11 protein-coding genes are annotated in these 12,112 nt (G+C 51.2%); 9 read left to right on the top strand and 2 right to left on the bottom strand.

Features of this window, described 5'->3' with window-relative positions:
• Positions 1-8: 8 nt before the first annotated feature.
• The 9 genes from dnaE to N7E73_RS10950 all read left to right on the top strand — a co-directional run bounded on the left by dnaE (position 9) and on the right by N7E73_RS10950 (position 9,739).
• Positions 9-3,530, top strand: a complete 3,522-nt coding sequence (dnaE, locus tag N7E73_RS10990) for a DNA polymerase III subunit alpha (RefSeq protein ID WP_432734785.1) — start codon at positions 9-11, stop codon at positions 3,528-3,530.
• 105 nt (positions 3,531-3,635) lie between these two features.
• A complete protein-coding gene (queD, locus tag N7E73_RS10985) occupies positions 3,636-4,022 on the top strand; it encodes a 6-carboxytetrahydropterin synthase QueD (RefSeq protein WP_432734783.1) in 387 nt (128 codons plus the stop codon).
• A 3-nt stretch (positions 4,023-4,025) separates the two neighbouring features.
• A complete protein-coding gene (gene dtd / locus N7E73_RS10980; protein ID WP_432734781.1) occupies positions 4,026-4,493 on the top strand; it encodes a D-aminoacyl-tRNA deacylase in 468 nt (155 codons plus the stop codon).
• A gap of 134 nt (positions 4,494-4,627) precedes the next feature.
• Positions 4,628-5,059 carry an ATP-binding protein gene (locus N7E73_RS10975; RefSeq protein ID WP_432734779.1) on the top strand — a complete coding sequence of 144 codons (432 nt, stop codon included), beginning with the start codon at positions 4,628-4,630 and terminating at the stop codon, positions 5,057-5,059.
• Positions 5,041-5,370 carry an STAS domain-containing protein gene (locus N7E73_RS10970; RefSeq protein WP_432734777.1) on the top strand — a complete coding sequence of 110 codons (330 nt, stop codon included), beginning with the start codon at positions 5,041-5,043 and terminating at the stop codon, positions 5,368-5,370. The genes N7E73_RS10975 and N7E73_RS10970 overlap by 19 nt, the downstream gene beginning before the upstream one ends.
• Positions 5,371-5,399: 29 nt before the next feature.
• Positions 5,400-6,512: a DUF342 domain-containing protein gene (locus tag N7E73_RS10965; protein ID WP_432734775.1), complete on the top strand. Its 1,113-nt coding sequence runs from the start codon at positions 5,400-5,402 to the stop codon at positions 6,510-6,512.
• 6 nt (positions 6,513-6,518) lie between these two features.
• Positions 6,519-7,274, top strand: coding sequence for a motility protein A (locus N7E73_RS10960; protein ID WP_432734773.1), 756 nt, complete (start codon positions 6,519-6,521; stop codon positions 7,272-7,274).
• Between the two features lie 44 nt (positions 7,275-7,318).
• Positions 7,319-8,065 (top strand): OmpA family protein, encoded by a 747-nt coding sequence (locus N7E73_RS10955; protein ID WP_432734771.1) that lies wholly within the window; start codon positions 7,319-7,321, stop codon positions 8,063-8,065.
• 6 nt (positions 8,066-8,071) lie between these two features.
• Positions 8,072-9,739, top strand: coding sequence for a CgeB family protein (locus N7E73_RS10950; protein WP_432734769.1), 1,668 nt, complete (start codon positions 8,072-8,074; stop codon positions 9,737-9,739).
• Positions 9,740-9,812: 73 nt separating this feature from the next.
• Here N7E73_RS10950 and N7E73_RS10945 read toward each other — a convergent pair whose 3' ends face one another.
• Positions 9,813-10,019, bottom strand: coding sequence for an FmdB family zinc ribbon protein (locus N7E73_RS10945; protein ID WP_432738862.1), 207 nt, complete (start codon positions 10,017-10,019; stop codon positions 9,813-9,815).
• A 291-nt stretch (positions 10,020-10,310) separates the two neighbouring features.
• On the bottom strand, positions 10,311-12,011 hold the full coding sequence (locus N7E73_RS10940; RefSeq protein WP_432734767.1) for a sensor histidine kinase: 1,701 nt from the start codon (positions 12,009-12,011) through the stop codon (positions 10,311-10,313).
• Positions 12,012-12,112: the final 101 nt, after the last annotated feature.

Here is a 12,112-nt window from a genome sequence, read left to right as displayed (position 1 = left end):
GGATCAGTATGTCAGAATTTGTTCATCTGCACGTCCACACGGAATACAGCCTTCTGGACGGCGCAATACGTATTAAAGATCTCTGCCAGCAGGCCAAGGATTTCGGCATGCCTGCAGTCGCCATAACCGATCACGGCTCCATGTTCGGAGCAGTGTCTTTCTACATGACCGCCATGGAAATGGGCATCAAGCCCATCATAGGCTGCGAGGTCTATGTGGCACCCGGCGACATTGATGATGAACACGCCCATAAGAACAAGGACCGCAAGGAACGCTACCACCTCGTACTGCTGGCAAAAAACCAGCAGGGATACAAGAACATAATCAAGCTCTGCTCCCTGGGCTTTCTTGAAGGGTTCCACTACAAGCCCCGCGTCAGCAAATACCTGCTTAACAAATACAGCGAGGGAGTCATCGCACTTTCGGCATGCCTTGCAGGTGAAGTTCCCCGGGCACTGACAAATCAGGGTCTTGAAGCCGGTGTGAAAATGGCCCGCCAGTACGCGCAGATTTTCCCGAACAACTTTTATCTCGAAATACAGGCCAACGGCCTCAAAGAACAGGATGTTGCCAACGACCTGCTCATCCAGTGCGCGGAAAAAACAGGGCTGCCGCTGGTCGCCACCAACGACTGCCATTACCTGACCAAAGAAGACTACGAGGCCCATGACCTCCTGCTCTGCATCCAGACCCAGACCACTGTTGATGCTGACAAACGCTTCCGCATGGATACCGACCAGCTCTATTTCAAGCCGCAGGAAGAATTCGAACAGTATTTTGCCCATGTGCCGGAAGCTATCGCCAATACTCAGCGTATTGCCGAGATGTGCAACCTTGAGATCGAGCTGGGCAACTACTACTTCCCGGAATACGAGCTCCCGGAAGGCATGACCATCGATACCGAGTTCGTCCGCCTGTGTAAGGAAGGTCTGAAAAAACGCATCCAGAACGCTCCTTACGAGATCGATGAGAAGAAATACTGGGACCGTCTGGAATACGAACTGGACGTCATCATCAAGATGGGATTCCCGGCCTACTTCCTCATTGTTCAGGATTTTATCAACTGGGCCAAGAACAACCGTATTCCGGTCGGTCCCGGCCGTGGTTCCGCAGCCGGGTCCATTGTTGCATGGGCACTGCGCATCACCAACCTTGACCCCATCCCCTACGACCTGCTTTTCGAGCGCTTCCTGAACGTGGAACGCGTATCCATGCCGGATATCGACGTCGACTTCTGCGAACGCCGCCGCCTTGAGGTCGTCAAATACTGCTCCGACAAATACGGCTGGGACCACGTTGCCCAGATCACCACCTACGGGACCATGAAGACCAAGGCGGTCATCAAGGACGTGGGCCGTGCGCTGGGCATGCATTTTTCCGAAACCGATCCCATCGCCAAGCTGGTGCCGGACGACCCGGCGGTAATTGCACAGGGACTCGGTGTCAAAAAAGCCAAGATCACGGTTCCCAACTCGGTTCAGGCCATACCTGAACTGCAGAACATGGTGGACACCAATCCCAAGATCGCCAAGCTCATGGATATTGCAACGCGTCTGGAAGGTATGTCACGCCACGCATCAACCCATGCGGCGGGGGTTGTTATCTCCGACAAGCCCATGACCGATTACCTGCCCCTCTACAAAGGTAAAAAGGGCGAAATCGTGACCCAGTACGACATGAAGAAGGTCGAAAAAGTCGGCCTGATCAAGTTCGACTTTCTGGGGCTGCGCACCATGACCGTTGTCGAGGACTGCCTCGACATCATCCGGGAACAGGGCAAGGAAGCCCCGGATCTCGATACCCTTGCACTGGACGATCCTGCCGCCTTCGACATATTCTGTCAGGGTGATACCGACGGCATCTTCCAGGTTGAGTCCTCCGGCATGCGCAAATACCTGCGCATGCTCAAGCCGAGCTGCTTTGAAGATATAATCGCTATGCTCGCCCTCTACCGTCCCGGACCGCTCGGATCGGGAATGGTTGATGAATTCATCAAACGCAAGCACGGCGAGATTGAGGTAACCTACCTCTGGCCGACACTTGAGCCGAGCCTTGCCCCAACATACGGGGTTATAGTCTATCAGGAGCAGGTTATGGCCGCGGCCATGACCATCGCCAACTACTCGCTCGGCGAGGGTGACCTGCTGCGCCGTGCCATGGGTAAGAAGATTCCCGAGGAAATGGCCAAGCACAGGGTGCGCTTCCTCGACGGAGCCCGCGAAAACAATATCCCCGAAGAAACGGCCAACGCCATCTTCGACCTTATGGAACAGTTCGCGGCATACGGCTTCAACAAATCGCACTCCGCAGCATACGCGCTGATCTCCTATTATACAGCCTACCTCAAGGCCCACTTTCCGGTTGAGTTCATGGCAGCACTCATGAGTACTGAAATGAACAACACCGAAAAGATCATCATGTACATCAACGCCTGCCGCGACATGGACGTTACCGTGCGCCAGCCGGACATCAACCTCGGCATGGCCCGCTTTGCCGTGTACGAGGGAGACATCATCTACGGTATGGCCGGGATCAAGAACGTCGGCGAGGAGGCTATCGACGAAATCGTGGACGAGCGCAGGAAGAACGGCCCGTTCAAGGATTTCATAGATTTCATCACCCGCGTCAACCTGCGCCGGGTAACCAAAAGGGTCATCGAATACCTTATCCGGGCAGGGGCCATGGACTCCTTCGGGGTATCCCGGGCCGGACTCATCGCTTCACTGGACAAGGCTGTTGCCTACGGCCAGAAGAAAAACAAGGAAAAGGAATCCGGCATGATCAACATGCTGGATATGCTCGGCGGAGGCGGAAACGAAAGCAAGGAAGCCGCAACAATCACCTTTGAAGAATTCAACATGCCGGAAATGGATGACCGGGAAATGCAGCGTCTGGAAAAAGAAGCCCTGGGTTTCTACCTGACCTGCCACCCGCTGCTCTCCTTCAGGCACGAAATGAGCAGGCTTGGCCTTGTTACCATTGAGGACTGCAAGAACATGGCTAACGGGGCAATGGTCCGCCTCGGCGTGGTAATCCCCACCTACAAGCAGCATATCACCAGGAAAGGCGACAAGATGGCCTTCTGCCAGATGGAGGACATGACCGGATCAGGAGAGCTGACCATGCTGCCCAATACCTATGAGGTCGCAGCAAAGTTCCTCGATCAGGACCAGCCACTGCTGGTCAAAGGCAAGATAGACCTTCGGGATCAGGAAAACGATGATTCCGACGCGCCCAAGCAGGCCAAGGTTCTGGCGGAAGAGGTCTCGCTGCTCGAATCGGCGCAGGCAGGATGCCAGGAAGCGGTCCCGCTCCCGGTACACCATACCCTGTGCACGGATGAAGGCATTGCCGAACTTAAGGCCATACTCGGCGGCTACCCCGGATCAGCCCCGGTAACCCTGCAGCTTTTCCTTGAGGATTCGGTCTGCACCATGCGACTGGGGCATACCTATAACATCAGGCCAAACGGGGAATTCTGGCGCGAATTCAATCAGTGGCGCAAGAACGGCAGGGCTGCCGCAGTATAGCAGACCGAGAGCCTTATCAGGATTTGATCAGCCTCGGGCTTTAGGTTAGAAGAGGCCACGGCTAATCCGCCGGATATGTAAAAAAGACCAAGTTATGGAGATATGATGAATAAGGGAAAATGGAGACTGAAGGTCAAAAAGGAATTCAGCGCCGCACACCAGCTTAGAAATTACGGCGGAAAATGCGAGAACATGCACGGTCACAACTTCGGGGTCGAAGTCGAAGTGGAAGGCACTCAGCTTGACCCCCGGATAGAAATCCTGATGGATTTCAAAGAGCTGAAAAAAGAACTTGGCGAAGTTCTGGACACCCTCGACCACAAGCACCTTAACAGCGTGGATTACTTCGAACACCGCAACCCTTCTTCCGAAAACATCGCCCGCTATATTTATCAGGAAATGAAAAAAAGGGTCGAGAGCGAGCATGTCAGAATTGTTTACGCCTCGGTTTCCGAGAAGGATTCGTCCGTAGCCACCTACCTTGAGGACTAGGAAATGCGGTTGGTAATCCAGCGAACCAGCGGCGGAAAGGTGGACGTGGATGGGGCCACCGTTGGCGACATAGGTCCCGGTCTTATGGTCCTGGTGGGATTCGGCAAAGAGGATGATGAAACCCTGCCCGGTTCAAAGGTATGGAAAACACTCATCGAAAAAATGATCGGCCTGCGCATCTTCGAAGACGAGGAAGGCCGGATGAACCGTTCCCTTGAAGACATCGGCGGGGACATCCTGCTGGTTTCGCAGTTCACCCTCTACGCCTCATGCAGAAAGGGACGCAGGCCTTCTTTCACTGATGCTGCAGCACCGGACCTCGCCCGCTGCCTGTGCGATGAATTCACTGCCGACGTAACGGCCAAAGCTCCAGGCAGAGTTGCCACCGGGAAATTCGGAGCCATGATGAATGTGGACTTCGTAAACTGGGGTCCGGTCACAATCATCCTTGATTCCAAAGATTTTTCCTGATTTTCCGGTTTTAACTTGACTTCCTTTGCTAAACAGGGAGGATTAGGTATATTGAAATCAGGTTATAGTTGTACCATCAAGCTGTCACAACCTACAGAGCCGGCACATCGCCGGTAATTTCAACTGGAGCGTTCATGCATAATTTTGTGCTGAAAGCAGTTCCCACACCGGAAGAAAGCAGGGAGATCGCCAGAAAGGCAGTCCATATACTGCGGCAATTCATTGCTGATGAAGACCTGCTCCACGACATTGATCTTGTCCTGACCGAGGGCTGTTCCAATGTAGCACGTCACGCCTATGACAACGACGCCCCGTGCAACAGGCTGGAACTGACAATGACAATTGTTCCAGACAAGCATGTTGTATTTGAAATCTCTGATTGGGGAAAAGGTATCTGCTCCCAATCCATAAATTTCGCAATGCCTGCCCCGGAAGCAGTAGGCGGAAGAGGCATGTTCATCATGTCGGAGCTGATGGATGAATTCGAGCTGATTCAGGATAAAGGCAAAAACACAATCAAGCTGACCCGCAAGATAAAGGAAGAACAATGGCTGAGGAAAGAATAAGTTTTGAAGACGGTACCCTGACCCTCAAATGCGGCAGTGAAGTCACCATCGAGACCATCTACGACTTCAAGGAAAAGGTCGAGACCAGGAGTGAATCACCGGAAGTAAGCATAGTCATCGCCGATCTTTCTGAAGCCCGTTTCCTGGACAGTTCAGGCATAGGATTTCTCGTATCTCTCAACTCGCGCCTGAAGAGTATGAACAAAAACATGTACCTGCTGAAACCAAGTGATCAGATATGTAAAACTCTGGAACTGGTCAGGCTGATCTCCTTTTTCACCATCATTGAAGATGAGCGGGAAATCCCCTAGACCGACAGCCCGTTCCGGAGAAACATTGAATGCCTTGCCTGCGACACTATTTCGATCCAGATTTTGACTATCAGAACCTCAAGCCGGTGGAAAAAAACGACGGCAGCGTTGATTACTACAACATGGGCTATGTCCAGAGCGTAATAGTCGGTCAGGTTCTGGCCCAATGGGCCGAAGATATTGGCGATGGCCCCTGTCCCTTGGGCTATCGGCATCTCCCCGCCAAAAAATTCCCCAGAGGTGCAAACACCCGGATAAACCCCGACAACCCTGACCAGCTTATCGCAACCCGTAACGGCTACGTCTTCTACAATGAAGACGGGTTGATCACGGTCAAGGAACTGCTGAATGTCCGCGGCGACGTCAATCTGTCAACCGGCAACATATTCTTTGTAGGCGATCTGGTAGTCCACGGCTCAATAAAATCAGGGCTTGATGTAAAAGCAAACAACATCAATGTGAAAGGCGTCATAGAGCAGGCCAATGTGCATGCCGCAGGATTCCTTAAGTGCACCGGCGGCATAAAAGGAAACAGCAAAGGCCATATAGAATCAAAGGAAACCCTGAGAGCAACTTTTTGCGAAAATGCAACACTTGTAAGCGGTGGAAATATTATCATTGATAAAAACTGCATGCACACTAAGATATACAGCTCGGGGAAATTTGCCGTAAAAGGTAGATTTGCAGGCGGCAAATGTTATAGTGACCAGTATGTCTACGTGGGAGAACAGCTAGGCGGAGGCCTGAGTACTCAGGCACAGGTAATCGTCGGTTACAACCCGCTGCTGCTGCTTCAGATAGATAAGATTTCCGCCCAGATAGAGTTGCTAAAATCCGAAGTTGAGGATCAGCAGCGGAATATGAGCAACGGGGCATCCACAACAGTCGAATTCACTCAGAAAATCGAAAAAAGCGAGATGAAAATACGTTTTCTGAGAAGCAAGAAAAAACAGTTGTGGGATAAGATCCGGCAGACGGAAAAACTGGAAAGCTGCCGGATAATGGTTGTTGGGCAGGTAAAACCCGGAGTTGAAATCAGCATCGGACCCGCTTTCATGCAGGTTGATGAGCCTCTGGAAAATGTCTTCTTCTATTACAAAGACAACGAGATAAAAGTGGGTTCACCCGCGCTAAAGAAATAGTACAATATGGATATCGCAACCCTAATAGGCATAGTCGGTGGTTTCGGCCTTATTGTTGCCACCATTTTCATGGGCGGTAATGCGGCCGGCTTTATCGATCCACCTTCCATTGTTGTTGTTTTCGGAGGAACCTTCGCCTCAGTGTTCATCATGTTTCCCATGGGGGTGGTTCTCAAGGCATTCAAAATAGCCCTCAAGGGTTTCTTTGCCAAACCAAACGACCCCAAGGCGATCATAGATCAGATCGTCGCTCTGGCAGAAACAGCCAGAAAAGAAAGTCTGGTCGCCCTTGAAAAGGTTTCAATCGACAATGAATACCTGAAAAAAGGAATCATCCTTGTCGCTGACGGAACTGATGGAGAACTGGTCCGTTCCATCATGGAGATCGAAATAGACTTCATGAAAAAACGACACTTCCAGGGGCAGGGCGTAATGAAAGGCATGGGAACAATGGCTCCGGCATTCGGAATGATCGGAACCCTGATCGGTCTTGTACAGATGCTCTCCAACCTAAGTGACCCGGATGCTATCGGCCCGGCAATGGCTGTTGCATTGCTTACCACTCTCTACGGATCCATACTGGCCAACGTAGTTTTCCTGCCACTGGCCAAAAAGCTTGAAGAACGCTCATTTGAGGAATCCCTTTACATGGAAATAATGGTTGAAGGGGTTGTTGCAATTCAGAAGGGTGAGCACCCCTCAATAGTCAAAGAGAAACTTCAGGCATTCCTCGCACCGGCAATGCGCGACGCTTCCTCATAAGAAGCTGACGCGATCATTCTGTGCGTTAGAGTTCAGGGCGGAGCATGGCAAAAATAATAGTTCTCAAACCCAAGGACAACAGTCCTCCTCCGGAAGAAGGTCTGCCTCCGTGGATGGCAACATTCGCGGATATGGTGACCCTTCTGCTCTGCTTTTTCGTTCTGCTGCTCTCTTTTGCCAACAACGACCTCGCAAAGTTCAAAGAACTTCTAGGGTCCATCCGCGATGCTTTCGGGGTCAAGGTCGAACGCAAGGAAGCCGACCATCTGTCCCTTGTTCCTTCTGACCTTCAGCGCAAGGAAGTCAAGATGGACAGCAACGACAAACGGTTGCTGGGTCTGGTCCTGCGCATCAAGGCTCTGATGGACGAAGAGGAAGCCACGCAGAAATCAACCGGAGTAAAGGCAGATCAGGACGGAGTTCTGGTGAATTCTGAATCAGCCGCACTGTTCAAACCCGGCACGGCAGAACTTAAACCGGGTGCGGAAAAAGTCCTTGACCGGGTAATCAGCATATTAAGGGACCACAACTACGACTTGGTCGTACGCGGACACACGGATAATACGGAAGTACGCTCCAGAAAATTTCCGACCAACTGGGAACTCTCAGCAGCCCGAGCAGCCAGCGCACTGCGCTATATCATTGAAAAAGGCGGAATAGAACCAAAGCGGCTGAAAGCTGTCGGTTATGCAGACACCCAGCCGCTGGTAAAAAACGATTCCGAAGAAAACAGGATGAAAAACCGGAGGCTGGAGTTCTTCTACCATAAACCGGCCCGAGATTCCTGGTAACCTGCCATGGCCGATTATACTGCTGAACTCCTCTCCGACGAATCCGGTCTTTGCGATATACGCATAACACAGGACGGTAAAAAAAAGCACATGTGGGGCAGGTCCGGTCGGGACAGGGAAAGCGCACTGGCGAAGACACTCGAAGCAGGCAGGATCCCCCTGTTGCTCGGCTCAGGAATCGGGATTGCAGCAGATCTGCTTGCCGAACAAAAAGACCGCCCCCTGCTCATACTGGACTGCGAAGCAGACATCCTTGCCAGAACCATGCTCCGGGAAAAATATCGGGATGATCCAAACGTAATCTGGATAACCACATCCTCTGCAGAGGAAGCCGCCGGACAGATTAACGAGCTGTCTGACTCGTTTGACATGGCAATCCAGCCCCTCAGAATCCCATTCTACCTGAGAATTTCTCCTTTCTATACCCAGACCGAAACACTGCTGATCAGAGAGACGGGCAGAAAAGCGGAATTCCCGGTCTGGCCTAAATTCCAGAACAGCAAACCGCGCATCCTGCTTCTTACCAGCCAGTATTTTCTCATGGGAGAGATTGTTTCCGCCTGTGAGCGCCAGTCCATTGCCCATATGCTTATCAACATGGATGCCAGGGAATTGGAGCTTGAACACTTTATAGGGCGGATAGCGTCGGCAATTGACACGTTCAGGCCGGACTTTGTGCTCACCGTCAATCATCTCGGTGTGGATCAGGAAGGGGTCCTGAACACCCTGCTCCACAAATTCCGGCTCCCTCTGGCCTCATGGTTCGTTGACAATCCCATGCTCATCCTGCCGCTTTACCGGGCGCAGGCAGACAGCAATACTACAATTTTCACGTGGGATGCGGACAGGATGGATTCGCTCAGGGAGATGGGCTTTTCAAACATATTTCACCTTCCGCTGGGAACAGACCAGACCCGCTTTCTCCCTTCAAAAGGCTGTACTGAACCCCGGTGGGCCCGCAATATCTCTTTCGTCGGAAATTCCATGGTCCACAAGACCGCCAGAAGACTTGAGGCAGCCCGCCTTTTCGGGCCGCTACTTGAACGCTGGAAAGAAATTGCCGAAGATTTCGGCGGAAGGTCCGAACCATCGGTTCTGAATTTCATCCGCTCGGACTACCCGGAACTGCTGCCGCATTACGAGGCTCTGGAGTCTCCATATCGGAAGCTGGCTTTTGAAACGCTCATCATCTGGCAGGCGACCCTTGAATACCGCCTGTCATGCGTGAAGGAAACGCTACCGTACTCTCCACTGATCGTCGGGGATGACGGCTGGAAAAAGCTTCTCGAAGAAGACGGACAATGGGAATACCATCGGGAGCTTTCCTATTATGAAGACCTGCCCCGTTTTTACCCATGTTCAAAAATAAATTTCAACTGCACCAGCCAGCAGATGAAAGGTGCGGTAAACCAACGAGTATTTGATGTGCCGGCCTGCAACGGATTTCTGCTCACCGACCACCGTTATCAGGTTGAAAGGCTCTTTGAGCCCGGTAAGGAAATCGCTATCTACCATTCTCCGGAAGAAATTCCGGAACTGATAGAAAGATACCTCCACGATGAAGAATCACGGCTGAAAATAATCAGTGCTGCACGGAAAAGAATTCTGGCGGAACATACCTACGACAGCCGCATCGCCGGACTAATCAAATGCATGCGTCAGACATACGCCTAAAAAAGTCCCCGACACAACACGTGCCGGGGACTCTTCTTTAGATCTCTTTCCAACCGGAAAGACCCTCTTATCCTCAGGAAAACCCTGAACCTCCGCAGCCGCCATGGCCCTGCATAGGCTGGGCACCACCACTTCCTCCGGAAACAATTCCGCTGAAAGACGACAGTATTTTCTCAGTCTGATCTCCTTTGCACTTTGGGCAGGGAGGTGTATTCAAGCTGGCCGATGATACCAGTTCCTCAAATACCAGATTACATTGTCTGCACCTGTATTCATAAATAGGCCCTGCTTACTCGCCTCCGCCATTTCCGTCCTTGTTATCACTGGGCGGCTGCCAACTGCAGCCGGTCTTCGGACGTCACGGAGATACACCCATCTTCGGGATGATGACCTTAACAATAAGGAAGACTACGGCCAGAACAGCCAGCAGTCCGAGAATATCATTCATACCAAACCTCACGATAGTTTTAGGTTTCTGATCATCAGTTAACCCTTGAATCAAGAATGTCAATAAACATACTCAAAAGCAATTGGATATACCTATAAAACCTAAACTAACAGTAGAGGCCTATTAGCCCATATTTACATGAAAACTGAATTTTGAACCTTTCCCCAGCTCACTTTCGACTGTCATGTCCCCGCCCATCAGCCTGACCAGCTTTCGCGATATGGGCAGCCCGAGCCCCGTTCCCCCGTACTTACGTGTGGTAGAGGAATCGGCCTGTGTAAAACTTTCAAAGATAAGGTCCATCTTTTCGCGGGGTATACCTATTCCGTTATCCTGCACCGCAAAAACAACCCTCCCGTTTTCCATATGCAGGGAGACTACTACTTCACCGTCAGTCGTGAATTTGATGGCGTTGCTGATAAGATTGGTAAGAACCTGCCTGATTCTGGCCGGATCGCCGACCACTTTTTCCGGCACATCATCCGCAATTGAACATCTGAGAACTATCTTCTTTCTGGAGGCATCATTTTCGAAAAGCCTCATTACCCGCCTCATCATCTCATGAAGCAGAAAGGTCTCCCGTTCAATCTCAAGGCGTCCGGCTTCGATCTTGGAAATTTCAAGCACATCATTGATAATCACCAGCAGGGCCTCACCGGCTGTACCTGCTACACCCAGAAATTCACGCTGTTCGTCATCCAGATCAGTCTCTTTCAGCAATTCGACCATGCCGAGGATAGAATGCATGGGAGTCCGAATCTCATGACTCATGTTTGCCAGAAACTCCGTCTTTATGCGGTTGGCAACAACGGCCTTCTCCTTTTCTTCCTGCAACAGATGTAAAGTATCGTTGATGGCCACGGAAAGATCAGTCAGTTCGTCATTACCGCTCAGCAGAACTTTACGCCTGTCCGGCCCGATAAAATATTCCCCTTTGAGCTGGGACTGCAGGAACTTGACCCTTGAAATAAAATTGAGATCGACCAGCACTGCTGTGGCGATTCCGATAACCAGAACAGCTCCCAAAAAACAGACTATAAAGATCCGGGTCATGGAACTGCCTATCTGATAGGCATCCCTGTGCATTTCAAGGCGCAGCAGCACAAGCGGGTTGCCCAGCATATCATCAAGAACCCGAAACCCCTGCATGGTCCGGTCCTCGGGATTTACCGGCCGGAAAAAGACCTTGCTTGAATCACTCCTGTCCAGATTACTGAGCGAAAGATCCAGCAAAAGCTCATCTCCAAGACGTTTGACAGCTGCATCTCCGTAAAAACGGCCCATAATGACCGAACCGCGCGAAGGACCTTCCACACCGCTGGTAAGGATTTTCTGAACCGAGACCATCATTATCTTGTGCCCGATCCTGAGCAGCCCCGAATGCCCGGCGTCACCGGCACTTGCAATAATCTCCGCTCCCACACATCCTGTAGTGCCGAAACACTCCAGGGCTCCCTTGGCTTCCCCGGACGCTTTGTATGAGTATATCTGTCCTTTTCGATCGACGAAAATGAGCACATCAAGATTGAGGTTGATCATCACATCTTCGGTAAGGTTGGACTCAATGAACTTTTGAGATTTATCGGCCATGAATTCGTAACTGTCGTCCCACCAGGCCCAATCCCGGCAAGAATTTTCAAGAGCCTGAATATCGGATGAAATGGCATAGGAAACACGGGTCAGGTTTTCCTTCATCAGCACTTTTTCTATTTCGCGGGAACTACGCTCCGTAAGCATGGAAGCACCTATCCATGCAATAAAGAAAAATATGGCACAGAAACCGAACACCCCGACAACACTCTTGCCCTTGAGCCCCAATCTCATTCACACCTCATTTGCAGTAAGTTGTTATTTTTCACTATACTCCCTAGGCAAAAAAAAAGAAACCGGACTGAAGTCCGGTTTCCAATTTTCTGAATTATAAA

It is taken from the genome of Maridesulfovibrio sp. FT414, from assembly GCF_050916235.1.
GTDB lineage: Bacteria > Desulfobacterota > Desulfovibrionia > Desulfovibrionales > Desulfovibrionaceae > Maridesulfovibrio.
Note: the sequence above shows the minus strand (reverse complement) of the source record. Positions and strands in the feature narration are given on the sequence as shown.